This is a genomic window from Marinomonas sp. IMCC 4694, assembly GCF_008122525.1.
Classification (GTDB): Bacteria; Pseudomonadota; Gammaproteobacteria; order Pseudomonadales; family Marinomonadaceae; genus Marinomonas.
Genome location: NZ_VSRV01000001.1, coordinates 437,747 through 461,755, shown reverse-complemented (window position 1 = coordinate 461,755; position 24,009 = coordinate 437,747). Strand labels below are relative to the sequence as shown.

23 protein-coding genes are annotated in these 24,009 nt (G+C 46.8%); 15 read left to right on the top strand and 8 right to left on the bottom strand.

From position 1 onward, the window contains the following. Positions 1-73 precede the first annotated feature (73 nt). The gene (locus FXV75_RS02145) at positions 74-577 is read right to left on the bottom strand and encodes a disulfide bond formation protein B (protein ID WP_148830973.1); all 504 of its coding nucleotides are present in this window, start codon (positions 575-577) and stop codon (positions 74-76) included. Between the two features lie 152 nt (positions 578-729). On the opposite strand from FXV75_RS02145, the gene FXV75_RS02140 reads away from it, so the two are divergent. Then, complete coding sequence (locus FXV75_RS02140; protein WP_148830972.1) at positions 730-1,161, top strand: flagellar basal body-associated FliL family protein; 432 nt, start codon at positions 730-732, stop codon at positions 1,159-1,161. Positions 1,162-1,291: 130 nt separating this feature from the next. Here the strand turns inward: FXV75_RS02140 and FXV75_RS02135 are convergent, their stop codons facing one another. From FXV75_RS02135 to FXV75_RS02120, 4 genes are all read right to left on the bottom strand, one after another. Then, positions 1,292-1,576, bottom strand: a complete 285-nt coding sequence (locus FXV75_RS02135) for an oxidative damage protection protein (protein WP_148830971.1) — start codon at positions 1,574-1,576, stop codon at positions 1,292-1,294. 106 nt (positions 1,577-1,682) lie between these two features. Then, positions 1,683-2,891 (bottom strand): chromate efflux transporter, encoded by a 1,209-nt coding sequence (gene chrA / locus FXV75_RS02130; RefSeq protein WP_148830970.1) that lies wholly within the window; start codon positions 2,889-2,891, stop codon positions 1,683-1,685. Positions 2,892-2,943: 52 nt separating this feature from the next. Continuing rightward, a complete protein-coding gene (mutY, locus tag FXV75_RS02125) occupies positions 2,944-3,996 on the bottom strand; it encodes an A/G-specific adenine glycosylase (protein WP_148830969.1) in 1,053 nt (350 codons plus the stop codon). Between the two features lie 40 nt (positions 3,997-4,036). Further along, positions 4,037-6,505 carry an AsmA family protein gene (locus FXV75_RS02120; protein ID WP_148830968.1) on the bottom strand — a complete coding sequence of 823 codons (2,469 nt, stop codon included), beginning with the start codon at positions 6,503-6,505 and terminating at the stop codon, positions 4,037-4,039. Positions 6,506-6,710: 205 nt separating this feature from the next. Between FXV75_RS02120 and hisB the strand changes: the two genes are divergently transcribed. The 4 genes from hisB (at position 6,711) to gshA (ending at position 10,605) form a co-directional block, all read left to right on the top strand. Next, a complete protein-coding gene (gene hisB, locus FXV75_RS02115; RefSeq protein WP_148830967.1) occupies positions 6,711-7,304 on the top strand; it encodes an imidazoleglycerol-phosphate dehydratase HisB in 594 nt (197 codons plus the stop codon). Positions 7,305-7,316: 12 nt separating this feature from the next. Further along, a complete protein-coding gene (hisH, locus tag FXV75_RS02110; RefSeq protein WP_148830966.1) occupies positions 7,317-7,994 on the top strand; it encodes an imidazole glycerol phosphate synthase subunit HisH in 678 nt (225 codons plus the stop codon). Positions 7,995-8,035: 41 nt separating this feature from the next. Beyond that, entirely contained in the window at positions 8,036-8,809 is a 774-nt protein-coding gene (gene hisF, locus FXV75_RS02105; RefSeq protein WP_148830965.1) for an imidazole glycerol phosphate synthase subunit HisF, read from the top strand. 203 nt (positions 8,810-9,012) lie between these two features. Continuing rightward, positions 9,013-10,605 (top strand): glutamate--cysteine ligase, encoded by a 1,593-nt coding sequence (gshA, locus tag FXV75_RS02100; protein ID WP_148830964.1) that lies wholly within the window; start codon positions 9,013-9,015, stop codon positions 10,603-10,605. Between the two features lie 123 nt (positions 10,606-10,728). Here gshA and yihA read toward each other — a convergent pair whose 3' ends face one another. After that, a complete protein-coding gene (gene yihA / locus FXV75_RS02095) occupies positions 10,729-11,373 on the bottom strand; it encodes a ribosome biogenesis GTP-binding protein YihA/YsxC (protein ID WP_148830963.1) in 645 nt (214 codons plus the stop codon). Positions 11,374-11,719: 346 nt separating this feature from the next. Here yihA and FXV75_RS02090 point away from each other — a divergent pair, with 346 nt between their 5' ends. The 8 genes from FXV75_RS02090 to tatC all read left to right on the top strand — a co-directional run bounded on the left by FXV75_RS02090 (position 11,720) and on the right by tatC (position 18,190). Further along, a complete protein-coding gene (locus tag FXV75_RS02090) occupies positions 11,720-12,340 on the top strand; it encodes a thiol:disulfide interchange protein DsbA/DsbL (protein ID WP_148830962.1) in 621 nt (206 codons plus the stop codon). Positions 12,341-12,353: 13 nt separating this feature from the next. Then, positions 12,354-13,874, top strand: coding sequence for a GGDEF domain-containing protein (locus FXV75_RS02085; protein ID WP_148830961.1), 1,521 nt, complete (start codon positions 12,354-12,356; stop codon positions 13,872-13,874). 111 nt (positions 13,875-13,985) lie between these two features. Beyond that, on the top strand, positions 13,986-14,741 hold the full coding sequence (gene ubiE, locus FXV75_RS02080) for a bifunctional demethylmenaquinone methyltransferase/2-methoxy-6-polyprenyl-1,4-benzoquinol methylase UbiE (protein WP_148830960.1): 756 nt from the start codon (positions 13,986-13,988) through the stop codon (positions 14,739-14,741). A gap of 2 nt (positions 14,742-14,743) precedes the next feature. Next, the gene (gene ubiB / locus FXV75_RS02075) at positions 14,744-16,387 is read left to right on the top strand and encodes a ubiquinone biosynthesis regulatory protein kinase UbiB (RefSeq protein ID WP_148830959.1); all 1,644 of its coding nucleotides are present in this window, start codon (positions 14,744-14,746) and stop codon (positions 16,385-16,387) included. Positions 16,388-16,403: 16 nt separating this feature from the next. Continuing rightward, the gene (locus FXV75_RS02070; RefSeq protein WP_148830958.1) at positions 16,404-16,736 is read left to right on the top strand and encodes a phosphoribosyl-ATP diphosphatase; all 333 of its coding nucleotides are present in this window, start codon (positions 16,404-16,406) and stop codon (positions 16,734-16,736) included. Positions 16,737-16,753: 17 nt separating this feature from the next. Then, entirely contained in the window at positions 16,754-16,972 is a 219-nt protein-coding gene (gene tatA / locus FXV75_RS02065) for a Sec-independent protein translocase subunit TatA (protein ID WP_148830957.1), read from the top strand. Between the two features lie 3 nt (positions 16,973-16,975). Beyond that, entirely contained in the window at positions 16,976-17,410 is a 435-nt protein-coding gene (gene tatB / locus FXV75_RS02060) for a Sec-independent protein translocase protein TatB (RefSeq protein WP_148830956.1), read from the top strand. Between the two features lie 6 nt (positions 17,411-17,416). After that, positions 17,417-18,190 carry a twin-arginine translocase subunit TatC gene (gene tatC / locus FXV75_RS02055; RefSeq protein ID WP_148830955.1) on the top strand — a complete coding sequence of 258 codons (774 nt, stop codon included), beginning with the start codon at positions 17,417-17,419 and terminating at the stop codon, positions 18,188-18,190. An 11-nt stretch (positions 18,191-18,201) separates the two neighbouring features. On the opposite strand, the gene dtd is transcribed toward tatC, so the two are convergent. Together dtd and typA are read right to left on the bottom strand one after the other, a co-directional pair. Further along, on the bottom strand, positions 18,202-18,636 hold the full coding sequence (gene dtd / locus FXV75_RS02050) for a D-aminoacyl-tRNA deacylase (protein ID WP_148830954.1): 435 nt from the start codon (positions 18,634-18,636) through the stop codon (positions 18,202-18,204). Positions 18,637-18,790: 154 nt separating this feature from the next. Next, positions 18,791-20,611, bottom strand: a complete 1,821-nt coding sequence (gene typA / locus FXV75_RS02045) for a translational GTPase TypA (protein ID WP_148830953.1) — start codon at positions 20,609-20,611, stop codon at positions 18,791-18,793. 684 nt (positions 20,612-21,295) lie between these two features. On the opposite strand from typA, the gene glnA reads away from it, so the two are divergent. Then, positions 21,296-22,702 (top strand): glutamate--ammonia ligase, encoded by a 1,407-nt coding sequence (glnA, locus tag FXV75_RS02040; RefSeq protein WP_148830952.1) that lies wholly within the window; start codon positions 21,296-21,298, stop codon positions 22,700-22,702. A 226-nt stretch (positions 22,703-22,928) separates the two neighbouring features. Continuing rightward, entirely contained in the window at positions 22,929-23,999 is a 1,071-nt protein-coding gene (gene glnL / locus FXV75_RS02035) for a nitrogen regulation protein NR(II) (RefSeq protein WP_148830951.1), read from the top strand. The last annotated feature ends 10 nt before the right edge of the window (positions 24,000-24,009 follow it).

Sequence of the window (24,009 nt, the reverse complement as noted above, 5' to 3'; positions counted from 1 at the left end):
GCATATTCCGATACGTCACCCCCTGCAAGACTATCTCAAGGGGGTTTTGTTTAGGGTCACCACACACTTGTGGCTAGTGTGCTTTTTTGCCGCCACGCACAGCAATGGCACCATTCACTATCGCCATGCTGACAAAGGCAATCAAGGTCCAACCGGGAATGCTAATGCCAAACAAAGTCCACACGACGTCGCCGCACTCTCCGGTTCCCATGATCATTGCTTGCATAATTTCTTGCCAGGGAAAAACATCAAACATGTAGCTCAAACCTGGTAGACACGCGGGTAACTCTTCTTCGGGTAAATGCTGTAAATACAAATGCCGAATCGCTAACGCAGCGCCCATTAAAGACAAGACGACCACTTTCCACGCACACCAACGTCGAAGTCGCTCGCTGGATAACAAAAAGGACACAAGCGACACCACGCCTACGCAGAAAAACACAATGCGCTGCAGCATGCACAAAGGGCAAGGCTCCAGCGCCATTTGATATTCCATATAAAAAGCGACCGCTAACAAGGCGAACGCCACTAAAGCAACCAAACCATGAAAACGACGAGCAGACAACAGTGTGAACATGTACCAGTTTCCTTACACCAAAACTAAAATTAAAAAGAAAATAAACAACAAATACCATCAGCGCGCAATCAAGCAAATGCAAAAATACTACTGACAGAGGGCTTTCGTGCCAGTTAGTATACTGTCTATTGCAATGAATACGAGAACCTAACATGCTCCTGATGACGCACCTATCCCATAAATTACGCCTCTTTACGTTACTTTTACTGTGCAGCGTGATCAGCATTGTCAGTCATGCTGAAGACGAAGGCGAAGAAGCCCCCGTGCCGACTGCGTATGTCGAATTAAAACCCAGCTTCGTCGTGAATTACCAAACTAAAGACAACCGCCTCAGGTACATCAAAACCAGCATCAGCATCCGCACTGATGTCGTTCAAAAAGACCTGATTGAAGCCAATATGCCTCTTGTAAGAGATGCCTTAGTGATGTTCCTCAGCTCCCGTACGGCGAAACAAGTAACGGGCACGATCGCACGAGAACAAACTCGAGCAGACGCCGCCCTTGCGGTAAACAACGCTATGTTGGAAGAAACTCGCCAGACGCCAGTAAAAGACATCTTATTTGCCAGTTTTGTGACGCAATAAACACTCGTCACAAAAAAGCCCCTTTGCGCACAACATCACGGCAAAAGGGCTTTTTTAGGGGGTAATCAGATCGCGCGGCTCTGGGTGTTTCCAGCACTGTGACTGGCGGCTTTTAACCAGAGATCTTTAATTAAAGCTCTTTGATGTCATCGGGGCTAACGTAACCTGCTAGCTTATCGGTGGCTTCGTTTTTAAAAAACTTTTCCATCTGCTCCATCACGTATTTGCGTGAATCCGGCTGCATAAGATTCAGCTGTTTTTCATTGATCATCATGGTTTGCAACAACTGCCATTCTTGCCACGCTTGCTTAGACACGGTTTGCAAAATCTCCTGGCCTTTTGCACCGGGCAATGGTGCACGGTCTAGGCCGTCCATTTCTTTTTGAAACTTCTTACAAAACACGGTATTCGCCATAAGGTTCACTCGCCATTATCAAATCAAAAAGTTGGACCGCCTTCACGGTTTGATCCCAAAGTAGCCTAATTAATAGCGTTTACAATGAAAAAATCAAGGTCAGCGATCAATAAGCCAAACCAATCAGCGCGAGTTGCAACGCAACAAACACAAAAATGAGACTGAAAATAGACGGTCGCTTGCGGTTCAACCACACAAACCCACCCGCAACAATCGCAATATCCCAGCCACTAAGAAGACTAGAAGTGCCTATCGGATGATACAAAGCCGCCAGCAAAACCCCTACCACAGCCGCGTTTATACCCCTGACCGCAGCACGAAATCGACGATAATGAGACCATTGTTGCCATACGTTTTGCATGCTTAACATCAGCAACAGACCAGATAAGAACACCGCTAGCGTGGCGACACCGGCCCACAACCAAGGATGAGCGCCCTCTGATGTCGAGGATGCCCCCAAAAAGCTCGCCATGGTAAACATAGGACCAGGTACCGCCTGAGCGGCCGCGTAACCCACCAATAGCTGATCACTGGCGACCCTATCGCTCACAAAGGCCGACAACATTGGCAATACCACATGCCCGCCGCCAAACACCAAGACACCCGCTTGATAAAATTCCGCAAATAACTGACCCAATCCCCCCTGAAAAACAAAGCCGCTTGCAAACAGCCCCACCACAAGCACAGGCAGCCAACGGGCGAAACGCACCGGTGGCAAAGCCTCACTCGTCGCCATAGCATCGACCGGCAGAAACATTGCACTGACCAAACCAACCAACAGCAAAACCCACAGGCTTGGTACGCTAATAAAAGGGAACAAAACCGGAGCAAGAATAAGACCCACCGCACTGGCTAACGCGACGCCGGCTAACGTGTACGTTTTGCAGAAAGATCGCCACATACTCACGCAGGCATCGGCCACCACCACCACGGCCAACAGTTTTAACCCGTGAATCACGCCGTTAAACCACGCCGTATCTTGCCAGTCATCGCTGAACTGTGCTAATAACACCATCAACACAAAAGACGGCAGCGTGAAGCCAACAAATGCCGCCCACGCACCCAGCCAACCGGCACGATGGTAGCCCAACGCAAAGCCCACTTGACTTGAACCTGGACCCGGCACCACTTGGCTCAGCGCCATCCACTGGGCGTATTGGGCTTCTGTGGCCCATTTCTTTCGTTGTATAAACGTTTGATTAAAGTAGCCGAGGTGTGCTGCTGGCCCGCCAAAACTGGTGAAACCTAACAGTAAAAAAGACACAAAAACGTCCCATAGACGTTGCCCATAACTGGGGATTAATGGCTCTGACATGATGCTCTCTCATCGAATTCTATGCATTGGTATGCATTGGATCACTGTCACTTTAGAGGATAGCGAGCGTTACAATCGTCCTGACTGGAGCAGGCAAGCCTTGCGCCAGCGCGTCTTGCGGATCAAACCATTGATATTTATCACTTTCTAATACCAGATGGGTATCTGCGATGTGCAATCGGCTTGGCGCTATATCCAAATGATAATGACTAAAGGTATGACGAAACGATGACAAGGGTGTGACAGCGGTCACTTGAGTCGCAAAACGCTGCTCAATGTGCAACACAAGGGGCTCGTCGCTGGCCAATTCTGGCAAACTCCACAGTCCGCCCCAAATCCCCGTTTGCGGGCGCTTTTCTAATAAACACTGCCCTTGAGCATTCATTAATACCAAAAGTTGTAGGCTTTTTACAGGCTTAGGGGCTTTTTTGGGTTTTCGAACGGGGAACTGCGTCGGGTCTTGCGTTAAACGGGCCTGGCAATCGGTTTGCAAAGGGCATAACAAGCACTGCGGTTTAGAACGGGTACACAAAGTCGCGCCCAAATCCATCATGGCTTGCGTGTACTCGCCACAGCGTTCGCTCGGCATATAATGATCAACCAAATCCCACAGGGCGTTTTCTGTTTTTTTCTCCCCCGGCCAGGTCGGCACCGCATGAAACCGCGCCACGACACGCTTGACATTGCCGTCTAAAATAGCCGCTTGTACGCCACGAGAAATGGACAAGATCGCGGCGGCCGTTGAACGCCCGATGCCCGGTAATTCACAGACGCCTTCTACCGTTTGTGGAAATTCGCTGTCGAATCCGTCCACCAGCATTTTGGCCGCTTTGTGGAGATTACGCGCGCGCGCGTAATAGCCCAAACCGCTCCAATGGGCCAATACCTCATCTTGCTCTGCGGCGGCTAAGGCTTCCACCGTGGGGAACGACGCCATGAATTTATGGTAAAAAGGGATCACCGTCGTCACCTGCGTTTGCTGCAGCATGATTTCTGAGATCCATACACGATAAGGTGTCTTGTTTGCCTGCCACGGTAAATTTTTACGCCCGTGTTCGTCAAACCACGCCAATACACGGGGCGCAAAATTATCAACTGGTGTCATGTTTGCCTCGTCTTTACCTTAGCTATTTTAAACACTGGGATTAAAACAAGCTTTTCAGCTTCTCTTTGAGCTTGTCTTTTAGACGCTCTTCTTCCGCTTTGCGTTTTGCGTCAAATTCGGCCTGCAGTCGAATTTTCTCCGCGGCAATTTTCGCTTCTAATCGGGCTTTCTCAGTGTGCTTTCTCTCTTCTAACTCAGCCTTTAGCGCCGCTTCTTTTTCTTTTAAACGCGCTTTTATCTCGGCTTCTTTTTCTTTCAGGCGCGCTTTTTCTGCTTCCAGTTTGAGGGCTAATTCTTGCTTGGCAAGATTCGCAAACAATGTACCAAAGCCTTTTAAATCGGGACGACACAAGCCTGCCGGGTCATCACTGAACTGGCCTTTACAGACGATAGGAAAAGCCAGCTTCGTTAAGGTTTCGTTTACGCGGCAAGCGTTGTCTAGCTGACTGCCAGCAAGGGCGACATTCGCTTGGTAATTCAGCGAAGAGTTTGGCAAAGACACAACGCCATCACCAGTCACCTGAATGCCCGCCGAGCTGATGTTCAGACCCGGTGTTGAGATTGTCCCATCGACAATGCGAGCCGGAAAACGCATGGTTTCAAAGGGCGTATCGGGGCCAAATTGCCCTTCATTAAGGCTGTCTTTACGAATCGCTGCTATGCCTTCGCATACGGTTTTGGTTAGGTTGGTGCCAACCAACGCCCCGTTTTTAATTTCAATTAATAGATCTCCTTGCAACGACGACATCAGGGTATCGATACGGTTGCCTCTGGCGCTTAGATCACCGTTTAAAAAGGTCGCGCCGGCGATGTTATCCATGTCCATAAAATCAACCAGCAAGGGCTGAATCTGCACGTTATTAATGGACGGTGATAGCGCCAATTCAGGCGTATTACCGCGCACATTTAAACGCGCTTTTGACGTAACCGTGCCTTCATACAAGCTCGCATGCAATGGCGACACCGTTACCAAACCGTTGGCTTGGGTGGACTCTAATGCGATTGTATCGATGTTGATTTTTTTCACCGTAAGATTGTTGAACACCACGCTTACATGGCCGTTTAAACGGCGAATCAATTCAACCGGGATAAGATCCGTTGAAGCGGTGTCTGCCGTTGGGGCTTTTGCGTCCGTTGAGGCAAACTTGACAGCGGACGTAGGGGATGACGGGGTAGCCGATTGAATGACGGGGCGTGCTCCTGTGCTATCAGTGGCATTATCAGCCGCATTATCAGCTATTGTCTCTGAGTGGGGTTCCACCGGAATAGGCAAATAACGATCGACGTCCAAACGATTGCCCGCCAAGGTGACGTCCCAGCGTAATGGCGATAATTCAACTACCGCATTGGCTTCTATCTTAGTGTCGTCAAAGGCGATCGAAATCGGCTGAGCCGTGAGAGTAGTCAGGTTACCCTCTAAGGTGATGTTGGCCCGCGCCTTGGTGAGCGCCGTTTTGTCTGCCATGTCGGGTAATGGGATCTTGAGCTGAGTGAGCAACGTCCTTGGGTTAAATTCACCGACCGACAAGACCGCCGAAAATTGTGGATCACTCAGCACTTGATACGCCTGTATTTCAGCATCGATATTGATGCCCAACACACTGAGCGCCAGCCCGTCGATCAATACATTTTCCTGCGGTACATCCATGTCCAGACGAATGGCACTGAGCTTGGCTTGCACCGGGCCCGTCGGCAACGCGTCGCCCGCAAGGTCTGTGGTGAGTACGAGGGAATCCAAAGATAAGGCTTCACGCGTCGGAAAAACCGTGAGATTGGCTTTTAACTGTGCGTTTGCAGTTAAGGCCGAACCTCCCTGCAAATCACTTTGTGTTACCGCGATGTCCATGACCATAGGCCACGCTTTGTCCCATCGCACATCGCTTAATATTACGTTTAACGTAGCGTTGATTTGCTGGTTGGTTTGTTCGTCTCGATATCGCACCTGAGCATTTTCAATGGTGAGCGCGTCTAGCTGAAGGTCAGGCAGGACGAACGCCGCTTGTTCTGTGTTATCGGATGCCGGGGCAGAAGCGCCGACGGGATTAGGTTGCGCGGCCGTGCTGGTTTGACTTGCACTGGTTTGACTTGCACTGGTTTGACTTGCAAGGGCTTGAGCCGAGGGCGCGGTCATTTGCCAATTCCCCCGACCTTGTGCGTCTTTTCTTAGGTTCGCTTGTAAATTAACGAGGTTCACCTTGTCGACCTGAATTTTCCGCTCCAATAAAGGCAAGAGGGCTAAGCCAAATTCAGCACGATCAAATTGCACAATCTCGGTATCTGAACCCAAGGCCACACCGATGTTTTCAAGCTCTAACCCCAACCAAGGGTAGAAAGACCAACGAATGTCGCCATCTAATCGCAAGGTCACATTGGCCTTGTCCGCGGCGAGGTTTTTCAGCTCGTCTTTGAAATCATTGGGGTTCACAAACACCATGACATACGCCAACAACATGGCCACCAAGGCGAATAACCCTGCAATTAACAATACTAAGCGTTTTAACCAAACCATGACACACTCCTTGAAAACGGTTGATCGGCGTATCATAGCATTCGCAACGAGTCTTGATCGATGCAAAACATCGCCCAGATAGTGAGAACGCATCAAAAACACTCAACCAAAGCGTAGAAGCAAATGGGCCCTCGTTCTATAATGCGTCACTTATGTTTAAAACGTGGCGAAATGATCGCCTCACTCACTGTGGAGAATCCAATCAATGTCCGATCGCATTGCCAGTGTCGAGCGCAACACGCTTGAAACTCAGATTAAGGTGTCGATTAACTTAGACGGTACCGGTAAATTCAACTGCGTCACAGGCGTGCCTTTTCTTGATCACATGCTCGAGCAAGTGTCTCGTCATGGCTTAATTGACATGGACATTCACGCGGTGGGCGACCTTCATATTGACGCCCATCACACGGTGGAAGATTTAGGCATTACCCTTGGTCAAGCGTTTGATGTGGCCGTTGGCGACAAAAAAGGCATCAAACGTTACGGCCATGCCTATGTGCCGCTAGACGAAGCCTTGTCTCGTGTGGTGATCGATTTTTCTGGTCGTCCTGGTTTGCAAATGCACGTGCCGTTTACCCGCGGTTCAGTCGGTGGTTTTGATGTGGATTTATTTTCTGAGTTTTTCCACGGCTTTATCAATCACGCAAAAGTCACCTTGCACCTAGATAATTTGCGCGGCAAAAACACGCACCACCAAGCCGAAACGATTTTTAAAGCTTTCGGTCGCGCCTTGCGTATGGCGTTGGAAATGGATGAGCGTATGGCGGGTCAAATGCCGTCCACCAAGGGCAGTTTGTAGGATTTTCGGATTATGACAGACCTCTCAAAGCGTGATGTTAAGCACTCTACGGTTGCCGTAATCGACTATGGCATGGGGAACTTGCACTCGGTCGCCAAGGCGCTAGAGCACGTTGCCGATGAACACACCACGGTCATTGTCACCAGTGACCCTGCGGTGATTGATGCGGCCGACCGTGTTTTGTTGCCTGGTGTGGGCGCCATTCGGGATTGCATCGGTGAAATGCACAGTACCGGCTTGGTGCCCAGCATCCAAAAAGCCATGAAAGAAAAGCCGTTTCTGGCGATTTGTGTGGGCATTCAATCCTTGATGTCACACAGCGAAGAAAACGGCGGCGTCGAGTGTTTAAACCACTTCGCAGGTAACGCCTTGTTCTTCGGCGAAAAACACACAGACCACGACGGCAGCAAACTCAAAGTGCCACACATGGGCTGGAATCAGGTGAAACACACGATCAAGCACCCTTTATGGAAAAACATTCCAGACAACGCACGGTTTTATTTTGTGCACAGCTTTTATGTGGTGCCGGAAAACAAAAGCGAAGTCGCTGGTACTTGTGATTATGGTTTGGAATTTTGTGTGGCGCTGGCACGAAACAATGTGTTTGCGGTGCAATTTCACCCAGAGAAAAGCCACAAAGACGGCCTGCAATTGTATAAAAATTTCCTTCACTGGGATGGCAAGCCATAACCGCCAGTTAAGCAACTCTTTCTGAGATTAGGAGCCATATTATGGGCTTAGCAAAACGTATTATTCCTTGCCTTGATGTGGACAATGGCCGAGTCGTCAAGGGCGTGCAGTTTTTAGACATTCGCGATGCAGGCGACCCGGTGGAAGTGGCAAAACGCTACGACGAACAAGGCGCGGATGAAATCACTTTTTTGGACATCACCGCCAGCTCTGATAACCGTGAAACGACGGTTCACATGGTCGAAGCGATTGCCAGCCAGGTGTTTATTCCTTTAACCGTTGGTGGCGGCATTCGGACCTGTGAAGACATCCGTCGCATGCTGAACGCCGGGGCCGATAAAGTAGGCATTAATACCGCGGCGGTATTTAACCCTGAGTTTGTCCGCGAAGCGGCTCAGCGTTTTGGCTCGCAATGCATCGTTGTCGCCATCGATGCGAAAAAAGTCAGCGCCGAAGGCGAAGTTGATAAATGGGAAATCTTCACCCATGGTGGACGCAAGCCAACCGGACTGGATGCGGTTGAATGGGCGAAAAAAATGGTCGAGTACGGTGCGGGCGAGATTTTGCTCACCAGTATGGACCGTGACGGCACGAAAAACGGTTTCGATTTGGGCGTAACGCGTGCGATTAGTGAAGCCGTACATGTTCCTGTTATCGCTTCTGGCGGTGTGGGGAATCTTGATCATCTTGTGGATGGGGTGATTGAAGGCAAAGCCGATGCGGTACTGGCGGCCAGTATTTTTCATTTTGGCGAATACAGCATTGCTCAAGCAAAACAGCGTATGACCGATGCCGGCATCGAGATGCGTTTGTAATTTGTTTTCTGGGTGTCTGTTGTAAGTCGCTATCGGTTGTAAGTCGGCGATACCGCCGACTTACAAGTTCGCATATTTTGTGAACAAAGTCACTCTTGCTTGCCGTTGTTAAGGTTGGGCGAGTACAATTCCCGCAAATTTCAATGTATCCACTTTCAATTGGCCTAACGTAACTTGGCTGTACCTAATAGAAGGAAGACTTCTTGACCACCTTATCCGATGCCCTGCAAGCTCTGGCGACCCATTGCCAACAAGCCGCGACCACTAACGCGTTAACGTTCCATCGTGGTGTTGAGCGAGAAGCCCTTCGAGTCGATCGGAAAAACGGTCGTATTTCTCATCAGCCTCATCCTAAAACATTGGGCTCAGCACTAACGCACAGCTCGATCACTACCGACTATTCTGAGTCGTTGATGGAGTTTATTACGCAGGTTCACCCCAGTGTAGAGGGCGTGATCAAGGAACTTGACGACATTCATAATTTGGTCAATCACGAGCTGTTCAAAATCGATGAATGCTTATGGCCTGCCAGTATGCCGTGCTATTTAGAAAGTAACGACGATGTACCGATTGCCTACTTTGGGGAATCAAACACAGGGAAATTGAAGCGCGTTTACCGCGAGGGTTTATCTAATCGCTATGGTCGCATCATGCAGTGCATCGCTGGCATGCACTATAACTTTTCCTTTGATGCGGATTTTTGGTCGTTTTTAGAAGGCTATAAGGGCAAAAACGGCTTATCACGTGCCGAAAAGCAAACCTTTCAATCTGACAGTTATTTTGCCTTGATTCGTAACTTCCGCCGCAGCTCTTGGATGCTGTCGTTGTTATTTGGTGCTTCCCCTGCTATTGACGAAAGTTTTTTGCCGGCAAAACCAGACAGCTTAGACGTTTTTAAAGAAAAAACATGGTTTGGTCCTAAAGCCACCTCATTGCGCATGAGTGATTTGGGGTATCAAAACAAAGCGCAAGCGGACTTGTACGTGTGTTACAACGAAGTGGAAACCTACATCAGTACGGTAAAAAGAGCGCTTCAAACGCCTTACCCGCGCTACCAAGACATCGGCGTCAAAGTCGATGGCCAATACCGCCAGCTGAACAGCAATGTATTGCAAATTGAAAACGAATATTACAGCGACATTCGACCTAAGCGCGTGACGCAACCAGGCGAACACCCAAGCGCCGCTTTGCATGCCCGCGGTGTCGAATACATTGAAGTGCGCATTATGGACATCGACCCAGAATCCTCTATCGGCATGACGTCGTCGACGCTGTATTTTATCGATGTATTTTTGGTGTATTGCATGCTGCGCGGAGACGAACCACTGGGCATGGACGAATGCACTCGTTTACGCAAAATGCAGCAGGAAATCGCCTCTCATGGGCGTGATTTGGATATGGACTTTGACTTTGGTCAAGGCCCGGTTCAGCTTCGAAGCAAAGCAGACAGTATGCTTCAAGACCTAGCGGTTGTGGCTGAGTTTTTATCTTCATCCACGGGCAACTTGGCTTACCGAGACGCAGTAGAAGCGCAAAAAGAAAAGTTAGCCGACGAGGCTAAACTGCCATCGGCTAAGCTGTTAGCCCGAAGCCAAGCACAAAATGGCTACCACAATGCCATGTTGGCCTTGTCAAAAGAGCAACAAACCATGTGGATGAACTGCCCACTGCCTGCAGCGTTAACCCAAGAATTTATGGACAAAGCCGAGCGTTCTTTGCAGGATCAAGAAGCCATCGAAGCGACCGATGATGTGGATTTTGATACCTTTTTAAAAGCGTACTTAATCCCTCAATAAGCGCTCACCGTGGCACAATAAACACTGACTGCGCCACACTAAAAAGCCTCTACTTTAGTAAAAAAAGTAGAGGCTTTTTAGTTTTGTGATGCGTTATGGCTTATGGCTTAAAAGCCTAAACCATCAAGCGTTAGGCGATACAGGGATAACGTCTAGATTGTCCAATACAAGCCATTCGGCCAGTTTAGTTCGAAGAGCATCAAGACCGTCACCATTTAAAGACGAAAACGTTTGAACTGTGCCATCAATACCTTGAGCTTTAAGCGCTTTTTGTACAGAAAACATGGACGCTTGTGCAGGGCCACGTTTGAACTTGTCAGACTTGGTCAACAGAATATGTACTTTCATGTTGTTTGATTTGGCCCACTCTAACATCATCTCGTCGAAGTCTTTTAATGGATGGCGGATGTCCATCACCAACACCACACCCGCCAATGAACGACGATTCATCAAGTAATCTTGCATGTGTGCTTGCCAGACTTTTTTCATCTCGATGGGCACTTTTGCAAAACCGTAACCGGGTAAATCGATGAGACGACGATCTTCCACATTGAGTCCAAAGCAGTTAATCAACTGAGTACGGCCAGGCGTTTTGGAAGTACGCGCCAGTTTTTTCTGATTCGTCAGTGTGTTTAATGCCGTAGACTTTCCGGCGTTCGAACGACCCGCAAAGGCCACTTCCACACCCTGATCTAGTGGGCATTGAGAAAGCTTTTCGGCACTTTTAATAAAGTGTGCGGATTGGAAAGTGGAGTCAAAAGGAGTCATAAGTTGGTAATCGTCTGTCAATGTAGATGGGCATTTAGGGTGTATTTATTAACCACTATGATGCCAGTAATTTAGAAAATATGCCATGTTAAACTGGATAAGCCTATAAAAGTGAAGCGAAGCGCCTCGAAGGCAGAAATATGGCCTAAATAATGCTCTATCACTGACTAACCTGTTCTATTGACGTCAGTTTTATGTAAACTTACTGGAAAAGCAGAACCTTCCTGCTTGGTTATAATCGTATTATGCTGTAAATCTAGGCACTGTATTTTACACTCTGTGTATTTATTGCTTTTATCGGCACTAGAATACTTTAATACTATTAAGCACTCATTAGGAGCCTTCTATGTTTAAGCTGTTTTCAGCGCTCGTTCTTTCACTTTTGATCCCACTGACCGCCGCCGCTGCCCAGTACAGTGATGGAAACGGTTATACCACCATTAAAACGCCGGTGCGTACCAGCGACCCTAGCAAGGTCGAAGTCACAGAAATTTTTTGGTATGGCTGCCCTCATTGCTTTAGCCTTGAGCCCATTACTCAAGCGTGGAAAAAGAATCTACCCAGTGATGTCGATTTCAAATTTTTACCCGCGGTTTTCGGTCGTAGCTGGTTAGCGCACGCAAAAGCGTTTTATGTGGCGGACTTGCTGAACATCACGGATAAGATCCACACCCCTTTGTTTAATGCCATCCACATAGACAAACGTAACCTAAGCTCTGAAGATGCTCTAGCGAGCTTTTTCGCTAACTATGGCGTAAGCGAAGATGAATTTCGTAAGCAGTTTAATTCGTTCGCTGTAAACAGCCGACTCAGCCAAGCCGATGCAAAAATTCGCGCTTACGGTGCCCGTGGTGTGCCAGGTTTGATTGTAAATGGAAAATATCTTGTCACAGCCGCAACGGCCAATGGCAACGAAAACATTTACAACGTGGTGGATTTTTTAATCGAGAAAGAACGTCAGAATTAATAAATGAGGCGATATGACGGAATCATCAAGTGACGATCTAATTGCAGTATTACGTAAAGCGGTATCCCGAACCAGTTTACTGGCAGAAGGAAACGACCCTGAGTTAGATTCCGTTGTTCGCCAAATTCGCCAAGCAATTAATAAAGGTGCAAACGCAGAACAAATACAAACGGTACTAAACAATGCCGAGCCGCTGCTTATTAAAAGCGACTCGGCACAATCAAACCGTGCACAACAGGTTAAATCAACGCTTCAAAATCTCATTGACCTACTTGAGAAACAAGTCGATCGAAGTGTCCCGCAGGATGAGAAAAAACAGCTTGAATCCCAAATACGATTACATTGGCAAACACCATCGTACTGGCCCGCCTTGCTTAAAGGGTATTTGTCGCTGGCTGAAAACACCTTCAATACAACCGAGCACGATGCGCCTAGGCATTCGTTTTTAAAACATTTTTTCAGACGAAACCTCGACACTAACCCACTCAAAAATGATCAAGAAATTTTGCGACAAATCAGCCACACTTTAACTGGCTTAATGAATAACTTATCCTTGCCTAGCCACTACGATGAAGACATAACAGAGCTTAAAAAAGCCCTGTCAAGCAATCACAGTTTGCAGCAATTACCGGATCTATTAGATGAAGTCATTCATTTGATCATGATCACGATCGGCAAAAATCAGGAAAGCCTAACCAACTATCTTAATCTGTTAAATAAACAGCTCGCCAGCATCAATAAGTCGATTTCACACAGCTATGATTCTCAACAATCTTTATCGGACAGCCGCGAAGGGTTCAGTACTAGGCTAGAAAACCAGGTACTAGATACCTCTAATGCGGTGAAAAATGCAAACGATCTGGACAGCTTAAAAACACTCATTGATGAGCGTCTTAATCTTATCTCTCACACCATGACAGACTATAAAACTCAGATTATTGAGCAAGAAGAACACGCAAACCGGTCTATTTCCTTGCTTAAAAGCAAAGTGAATAAAATGGAAAAAGACACCGTTTCAATGCGCTCTTTACTGCAAGAAAGACTGGCCCAAGCCATGACGGATTCGCTGACCGATTTGCCTAACAGAACAGCGTATCAAGATGCTATCTTGCCCTTATGCAAGGTGATGCAGAAAACACAGAGACCGATTTGCCTAGCGGTGTGTGATATTGACCACTTTAAAAACGTCAATGATACTTGGGGGCATTTAGCGGGTGATAAAGTGTTGCGCTTGATTCCTCAACAAGTTCGTAGCATTTTGTTAAAAGACGACATTATGTTTCGTTATGGTGGAGAAGAATTTGTGATCGTTTTCCCAAACACCACGCTACAGCAAGCCATCGAACGGGCTGAAGCCATTCGTGTTGCCATAGCAAAAACCCCCTTTAATATGCAAGGCGAACCCGTTTCCATCTCCGTGTCTATTGGAATCGCTGAACTGAACCAAAAAGAAGAGCCTGAGCCCTTATTTGATCGTGCTGACAAACAACTTTATATCGCTAAAGAATCGGGCCGAAATAAAGTCGTTGCGTAAAAATAGAGCCGACAAATCAGTACCAGAGCCTTGCGGTCACGGTTACAATAGACCTTTACATCGAATACCGAGAAAAGGCGCGTATACCCGCCATTTAGGATGACATAGTTTATGCAAGACGATCAGAAAAAAACCACCGACTTTGGTTTTAAAGAAATCCCAGCCGACGAGAAAGTCAACGCGGTCGCCAACGTGTTTCATTCTGTTGCGGCGAAATATGACATCATGAATGACTTGATGTCTGGGGGCGTTCATCGCCTGTGGAAGCGTCATACCATTAGCCAATCTGGCGTTCGTGCGGGTCACTGCGTGCTGGATATTGCCGGTGGCACCGGTGATTTAACCCTAAAATTCTCTCGCCTTGTTGGCCGTGAAGGTCAAGTTATTCTGGCCGATATCAATGATTCTATGCTAAAAGTCGGCCGCGACAAACTGGCCAATCTAGGCGTGGTGGGCAATGTAAAATGCGTACAAGCCAATGCCGAAGCATTGCCCTTCCCTGATGATACATTCGACTGCATTACCATTGCCTTTGGTTTGCGTAACGTAACCGATAAGTCTAAGGCACTGGCGTCTATGTATCGTGTCTTAAAGCCCGGTGGTCGCTTGTTGGTATTGGAGTTTTCAAAACCAGAATCCGAGCTTTTATCGCAAGTATACGATCAGTACTCCTTCCGTCTTTTACCTGCTATGGGTAAATTGATTGCCAATGACGCCGACAGCTATCGTTATCTGGCTGAATCCATTCGGATGCACCCCAATCAAGAAACACTGAAGGGCATGATGGACGAAGTCGGCTTCGAACGCACCAGTTACCAAAATTTAACCGGCGGCATTGTGGCGCTTCATAAAGGGTTTAAATTCTAGTTATGCTTACCAGTACTTTTCGTTTATTGCGTATTGTCTATACGGTTATACGCTTTCGCCTCGATGTGTTTATTCCTTTTGCGTTGCTGCCTTGGTACCTTCGCTATACGATCGGCGCTTTGTGCTCTATCGGTCGAAAACGCGCAAGTGAAAACAAGGGGGAGCGTTTGCGTCTTGCACTGGAATCCCTTGGCCCTATTTTTGTTAAGTTTGGGCAGATTTTATCTACGCGACGCGATTTACTCGATGACGATATCGCGAACGAATTGGCTAAGCTGCAAGACAAGGTGCCGCCTTTTGCTGGAGACGTTGCACAAGCCATTATTGAACGCGACCTAAAAGCACCCGTTTTAGAATTATTTGCCGAGTTTTCGGTTACGCCCTTAGCATCCGCTTCTATTGCCCAAGTACATACGGCTAAGCTGCATTCCGGCGAAGATGTGGTTGTAAAAGTAATACGTCCTGACATTGAAAAAACCATCAGCAAAGACATTCGTTTGCTCTACACCTTAGCGCATCTTGTTGCCAACTTAAGTGTTGATGGCCGACGTTTGCGGCCTGTCGAAGTGGTGACAGACTATGAATACACCATTTTAGATGAGCTGGATCTGGCCAAAGAAGCCGCGAATACAGGTTTACTGCAACGCAATTTCACCCCCTCTGATCTACTGTATGTACCACAGGTTTACTGGGATTACAGCCATCGCAATGTGATGATCATGGAGCGTATTTCAGGCATTCCTGTTGCTGATATTAATGCCCTGCACGCCGCCAATGTAGACATGAAATGCCTAGCGGAACGCGGTGTTGAAATCTTTTTCACTCAGGTGTTTTCACACAGTTTCTTCCATGCAGATATGCATCCAGGAAATATTTTTGTTGATGCGACCAACCCCAAAAAACCCAAATACATCGCCATTGATTGTGCGATTATGGGCAGCCTAGACGACGCCGATAAAAATTATCTAGCGCGTAACTTGTTGGCTTTCTTCCAGCGCGATTACCGCTTAGTTGCTGAATTGCATGTCGAGAGCGGCTGGGTTCCCAAAGGCACGCCCGTACACGCCTTCGAGTCCGCCATTCGCAGCGTGTGTGAACCTATGTTTGCCAAGCCACTCAAAGACATTTCTTTTGGTCAGGTGTTAATTGGTCTATTTCAAACCGCGCGCCGCTTTAATATGGAAGTACAACCTCAGCTAGTCTTGTTGGAAAAAACATTGCTCAACATAGAAGGATTAGGCCGACAACTGTATCCGGATTTGGATTTATGGGTTACGGCAAAGCCGTTCTTAGAGCGCTGGATGAGCGAACAAGTTGGTCCCAAACGCGTCATCGAAGAAGTCAAAAAACAAGCGCCTCAATGGGCTGGCCAATTACCACAGATCCCTAATTTAGTATTTACGGCGCTGTCACAGATGTCTCATCAAGCAGAACGCATGCAAGCGCAAACTGACTCGATCAATAAACTCAGTAAAGAGCTGAAAAAGAGCCGACGGAATTTACCCTTTCGCTTGTTGGGTTTGGTCAGTTTGGGGGCCGCTTGGGTGGTCACAGATCCGGCATCGCTGACACACTTAAAAGACGCTGACTTTGCCAGTATTGGGTTATTTTTAGTAGGCTTATACCTACTTGTCTTAAAATCGTAATATCTAAGAGACTATAATGAAAACCGATGTATTAATTGAGTTAGCGGCAACACTTGAACAGCGTAAAACAGCGGCGGCCGACTCGTCTTATGTGGCCAGCTTACACTCAAAAGGGCTGAACAAAATTTTGGAAAAAGTGGGCGAAGAAAGCATCGAGACTATCCTCGCCGCCAAAGACGCCATCACATCTGGCGACACGTCAGACGTGATTTATGAGACAGCCGACTTGTGGTTTCACACACTGGTTATGCTGTCTCATTTAAACATCGGCCCAGAAGCCATATTAGATGAGCTCGCGCGTCGATTCGATTTGTCTGGTTTAGAAGAAAAAGCCAGTCGCACTAAATAACCCTGAAGGAGAATGTTATGTTAGGTGGAATCAGTATTTGGCAATTGCTTATTGTATTGGCTATTTTAATACTTATCTTTGGCACCAAAAAGCTCAAAAACTTGGGGTCTGATTTAGGTGGCGCCGTAAAAGGCTTTAAAGAAGCGGTCGACAAAGACAAGGATCCAGAAGAGCAAAAAACCGCCCAGCATAAAGTGATTGATGCTGAAACTAAAAAAGACGATAAGAGCGCCTAACCTGTGTTCGATATTGGCTTTTCAGAATTATTGGTGGTTTTTGTAGTGGGTTTACTCATTCTTGGCCCTGAACGCTTACCCCATGCTGCAAAAACCGCAGGGTTGTGGGTGCGTAAAATTCGACGCAGTATTAATTCGGTACAACGTGAAATTAATGCACAGCTCGATCACGAGGAGCTGCAGCAAAAAATTACCGAGACCAACCAACGCGTATTAAAAGAAGGGCAATCTATTCAAAATAAGATTACTCCCCATCCCGAAAGCGCGGCAAATACTGACAACCAACCAGCCCCTTTGATGGTCGCTTCTACTGGTCAAGACATCGCTCCTGAAAACAACATGGCGTCATATCAAGATAACGAATCACGGCAAGACAACGAACCACTCCAAGGCAATACACCAGAGACACGTCAACTTAACCCTCGCGCGGACACTTAACGCATTATGAGCACAGATTCTACTCACCAAGCGCCACTGGTCGCTCATCTTATCGAGCTCAGAAATCGCTTACTAAAATGCGTTTTGGCGATATTAATTCTGTTTATTGGCTTATATTATTTTGCCAACGACTTGTATTTGATCGTGTCTGAGCCGCTTCGATTGTTACTGCCGCCAGGTAGTTCTTTAATTGCAACTGAAGTAGCGTCGCCGTTTTTGGCTCCTTTGAAGCTGACATTCGCCGTCGCGGTTTTAATTTCAGTGCCTTACACTCTTTTCCAAGCTTGGTCTTTTATTGCGCCTGCGCTCTATAAAAATGAAAAACAAATTGCCATTCCTTTATTGATCTCGAGTATCTTCTTATTTTACGCTGGCGTATTGTTTGCCTACTTTGCAGTATTGCCGCTGATTTTTGGTTTCTTCACGACCGTAGGGCCAGGGGAAGTGACCGTCATGACCGATATAAACAATTATCTGAACTTTGTCCTTAAGCTGTTTTTTGCTTTTGGAGTGACGTTTGAAATTCCCGTCGCAACGTATTTGCTTATCAAAGCAGGCGTGACAACCGTGGCCACCTTATCTAAAAAGCGCCCTTATATTTTTCTGGGTTGTTTTGTAGTCGGCATGTTGATCACACCGCCGGATATTTTTTCTCAGACGCTATTGGCCATCCCAATGTGGATGCTGTTTGAACTTGGACTTATTGCAGGTCGATCAGTGAAAGTTGTGGTCGATGGCAGTGAAGAAGCGGAGCAAAGCGACTCAGCGCCTTCTAAATAAGAGGCATTAGCCTATTCAAGCAGAAAAGTCACGGGGCCGTCGTTGGTAAGAGACACTTTCATGTCGGCAGCAAAGCGCCCTGTTTCAACTTGATCATGTTGGGCGCGTACTTTGTGTACAAAGTCATTGAACAATCTTTCGGCTTCTTCTGGTATGGCAGCGGTGGAAAAACCCGGACGTAGGCCTTTTTTCGTCTCAGCCGCCAGAGTAAATTGCGAGACCAATAGCACACCGCCGTTCACTTGCTGCACGTTAAGATTCATCTTACCGTCTGTGTCACTAAACATACGGTATTTCAACAACTTATCGGCCAATCTTTGCCCATCATTTTCTGTGTCACCTTTTTCGATACCAACAAATACCAGTTGACCGTGCGATATCGCGCCGACCGTTTCGTTATTGACGACCACACTGGCGTTTAATGCCCTTTGTACTAGCAGCTTCATATTCACTCCTTGTCGTCGAGTCTGTTTGTCTTTATCACTTTACCAAATGCCAGAAAAACAAAAGCGCCCTAAGGCGCTTCTGTCGCTCACGAGCTCATTTGCATGAACTCATTTGCTGCTGCTCTATTAAACCATGCCAATGCATGGCTTATATTTACTTACGACCAGCGCGTTTACGCTCGTTTTCAGTTAGTAATTTTTTACGAATACGGATGCTTTCCGGTGTCACTTCGACCAACTCATCGTCTTCAATGAACTCAAGCGCTTGCTCAAGTGTATGGCGAATGGGTGGTGTCAAGGTCAAGGCCTCATCTGTACCAGAGGCACGCATGTTCGTTAACTGCTTACCTTTCACTGGGTTAACCGTTAGGTCGTTATCGCGTGAGTGAAGACCGATAACTTGGCCTTCGTACACTTCAACCGCATGACCCAAGAATAAGCGACCACGGCTTTGTAGGTTAAACAACGCAAACGCCGCAGTTTTACCGGCTAACATGCTGACCAATACACCGTTCTGGCGGCTCCCTACATCACCTTCTTTTACTGGACCATAATGGTCAAATACGCTGGTCATGATACCAGAGCCAGACGTTAATGTTAGGAATAAGCCACGGAAACCGATCAAGCCGCGAGAAGGTGTCATGAACTCAAGACGAACACGACCTTTACCATCGGGCTCCATGTTCGTTAACTCAGCTTTACGTAAACCAAGCTCTTCCATGATAGAACCTTGATGCTGCTCTTCAACGTCGATAACTACTAATTCAAACGGTTCATGAATTTTTCCATCGACTTCTTTTTGAACCACTTCAGGACGAGAAACCCCCATCTCGAAGCCTTCACGACGCATACTTTCAATCAATACAGAAAGGTGAAGCTCACCACGACCAGAAACAATGAATTTATCTGGTGTTTCGCCTTGCTTAACACGCAATGCCACGTTGTGAATAAGCTCACGATCAAGACGATCGGAGATATTACGAGTCGTGATGTATTTACCTTCTTTACCAGCAAACGGTGAGTCATTCACCATGAAAGTCATGCTAACGGTTGGCTCATCTACAGACAAGGCAGGAAGCGCTTCAACACAAGTAGGATCACACAAAGTATCAGAGATACTTAGACCATCGATGCCGGTGATACAAACGATATCGCCCGCAGACGCTTTATCAGTATCAACACGCGCTAGACCGTGATAACCCTTCACGTTTAACACTTTGCCTTTACGCTCTTTACCATTCGCCGATTTGACAATGACTTGCTGGTTAGGGGACAGACTACCGCGTGTAATACGGCCTACACCGATAACACCAACGTAGCTGTCATAATCCAATGCAGATACCTGCATCTGGAAAGTCCCTTCAGGATCAACGTCTGGCACAGGCACACTGTCAACAATCATTTGATAAAGTGGTGTCATATCTTCGGCCATGGCTTCTGGGTCATTACCAGAAATACCATTGATAGCCGATGCGTAGATTACAGGGAAGTCTAACTGTTCTTCGGTCGCGCCAAGGCTATCAAAAAGATCAAACACTTGATCCATAACCCAATCAGGGCGCGCGCCAGGGCGGTCAATTTTGTTGATAACAACAATAGGACGAAGACCACGTTCGAACGCCTTAGACGTTACGAAACGCGTTTGCGGCATAGGACCATCAACGGCGTCCACCAACAACAATACAGAGTCAACCATGGACAATACACGTTCAACTTCACCACCGAAGTCAGCGTGTCCAGGTGTGTCTACGATATTGATACGGTAATCGTGCCACATAATAGAGGTGTTTTTCGCCAAAATGGTGATACCACGCTCTTTCTCTTGATCGTTGGAATCCATGATCCGTTCTGAACCTTGGTCTTTACGATCTAGTGTGCCAGATTGGCTTAATAGCTGGTCAACCAGGGTGGTTTTACCGTGGTCAACGTGGGCTATGATGGCCACGTTACGTAACTTACTGATATCATTAGACATTTATAGTTCTCTGCGTTTAGCGTGAGCAAAAAGATGTACCGCCGCTTGATACGGGCAGTCATGCTCTTCAAGCGTTTCGGATCTTGGTGCGGGGTAAAATTCGCGCAATTGTACCCTTATCTTGATGAAGATCCCATTAAAGTGGGAAAAAAAGTCCACAAAAATACGATAATCGAGAGTTTAGACATTGAGGCATTTTTAAAAAGCACGGTTTCACTCAATTAAGAGTGCGTTACCTGCTTCCAAAACTGCGACGCCACGCCTTCCATTTGCACAGACAAACAGTGCAAAGATTGTAGCATTCTACCCATCCATGAATTAAAAGAAGCCCAAAAGTATAAACGGCAAATACTCTCAAGCTATGATAAGAATCAAGGGACAGTCATTAAATCACCGCTACGGTGAAGAGCATCAGATACTCAAACAGCACAGCGCACCAAAAAGAAACAAAAGGCCAAAAATACGCACCAAAATAAAGCGTTGACGTTTTAATATTCGTTTTTTGAAGCCACCTAAAAGCGCACAGATAAAATTTGAGAATTTATCTTGTTGTAATATATAGGTTTATTGGTCCGCACAAAATTCTGGCATAAGTTGTGCTTTATATTCGGCAAATAGCGCTTTATATTAAAGCACTCTATAAACCCAAAGTAATTTTGCTTTCACTACGACTGGAGAACAACTATGTCAAACAAGACCCTTGCCTTGATTGCTGAGCATGACGCGAAGTGGGTTGACCTTCGCTTTACTGACTTTAAAGGTAAAGAACAACACGTCACGATTCCAGCTATCACGGTAGATGAAGAATTTTTCGAAAATGGCCAAATGTTTGATGGCTCTTCTATTTCTGGCTGGAAGGGCATTAACGAATCCGACATGATCATGTCGCCACAAGACGATACTGCAGTGATTGACCCTTTCACTGAAGAGTCTACCGTTATTGTTCGTTGTAACATCATCGAACCTTCTACTATGCAAGGTTATGACCGCGACCCTCGCTCTGTTGCTTTACGTGCAGAAGCGTTTCTTCAATCAACGGGTCTTGGTGACACAGCATTTTTCGGTCCAGAGCCGGAATTCTTCATTTTTGATGATGTTCGTTGGAAAACAGACATGTCAGGCTGTTCTGTAGAAATCAATGCAGAAGAAGCGGCTTGGTCTTCTAACAAAAAAATCGAAGGCGGCAACATGGGCCACCGTCCTTTCGTTAAAGGCGGTTACTTCCCCGTACCACCAGTCGATTCTCATCACGATCTTCGTGGCGCCATGTGTAACGCTATGGAATCTATGGGCTTGGTCATCGAAGTTCATCACCACGAAGTAGCGACGGCCGGACAAAACGAAATCGGTGTTAAATTTAACACGCTTGTTAAAAAAGCCGACGAAGTTCAAATTCTTAAGTACTGCGTACATAACGTTGCTCACGCTTACGGCAAAACAGCGACTTTCATGCCTAAACCTATCGTTGGCGACAACGGTTCTGGCATGCACGTTCACCAGTCTTTCTGGAAAGATGGCGAAAACCAATTCGCAGGCGATCAGTATGCTGGCCTATCTGAAATGGCGCTTTACTACATCGGCGGTATCATCAAGCACGCTAAAGCATTGAATGCGTTCACTAACGCGTCAACTAACTCTTACAAGCGTCTTGTTCCACATTTCGAAGCTCCTGTTATGCTTGCATACTCTGCGCGTAACCGTTCTGCTTCTATTCGTATCCCATACGTTGCAAGCCCTAAAGGCAAGCGTATTGAAGCACGTTTCCCTGATCCAACCGCGAACCCTTACCTAGCTTTCGCAGCTATGTTGATGGCAGGTATTGATGGTATTAGAAACAAGATTCACCCTGGCGATGCCGCTGACAAAGATCTTTACGACCTTCCACCTGAAGAAGCTCATGCGATTCCACAGGTTGCTGGTAGCTTAGAAGAAGCGCTTAAGTGCTTAGACGAAGGCCGTGAGTTCTTGACTCAAGGCGGTGTTTTCTCTGACGACATGATCGATGCTTACATCGAACTAAAAACAGCGGAAGCTCGTCGTGTCTCTATGACAACTCACCCACTTGAGTTCGAACTTTACTACAGCCTATAAGCGTTAGTATCGTAATGTAAAATACGAAAGCCTCGATGTATCGAGGCTTTTTTTTGCACCAATTAAAACGACACACGTTTAACGCACCAAAATAAGGCGTCTGTTTTTTATAACAGCACAAAGACCTTAATAAAACCGTCGTTTTCAACCGCACAATGTTGGTTCGTTTTTTGCAGATATTGTACAGAGCATCCTATAATCAGGCGTCACTAGAGAGGCACTGACTGTGTATAGTTTATTAATAGATCACTTATCTACTGCCATCGTTCAATTAAACGATCGCCTTGAAATCGAGTACCTTAATCCCGCCGCAGAAATGTTACTCGCCGTTAGCCGCCGTCGAGTTCAAGGCCACAATATTGGCGTGGCTTTTCGAGAAGACGACGCCAGCATCAATGCCTTGTATGCGTCTATTGAGTCAGGCTACCCGTTTACTAAACGCGAGGCCGAAATAGAATGCAGCAACAATAAAAAGCTATTTTGCGATTACACTGTTACACCAGTAATGGGCACCTCGAATGACACTGAAAGCCTTATTATTGAGCTCTATCCTCGCGACAGAATGAAACGCATCTCACAAGAAGATGAAATCATTGCCAACCACGAGAGCAGTAAAGAGCTGGTTCGTGGTCTCGCTCATGAAATAAAAAACCCGCTTGGTGGCATTCGTGGTGCCGCTCAGCTAATAAGTCGGGCGTTTACCGATGAGGCGCTTAACGATTATACTCAGGTCATTATTGAGGAATCGGATCGATTACGGGATCTCGTAGACCGTTTATTAGGCCCACGACAACTCCCCAAGAACAAGCCATTGAATATCCACAAAGTCATTGAACGTGTCAGACAGCTCATTTCAGTTGAAACAGACCATAAAATTGAGTTTATTAGAGACTATGACCCGAGCATTCCAGATTTAATTGGTGATGAATCACAGCTCATACAAGCCCTTTTAAACATCACCAGAAACGCCATGCAAGCGCTAATGGAAGACACAAACAATCACCAAAAAACCATTCATATGGCAACCCGCGCTTTACGTCAGTTCACCATTGGTTCAAAACGTCATCGCTTGGTTTGCAAAATCAGCATTATCGATAATGGCCCTGGCATTCCCGACGCTCTTTTAAAAACACTTTTCTATCCCATGGTCAGCGGACGTGCTGACGGAACCGGGCTGGGTCTCTCTATCGCGCAATCGGTTGTCCATCAACATCATGGCATTATCGAGTGCAACAGTTACCCCAATAAAACCGAATTCAATTTATTAATTCCCATTGAGACAATAATCCAAGACTAGGAGCATCACA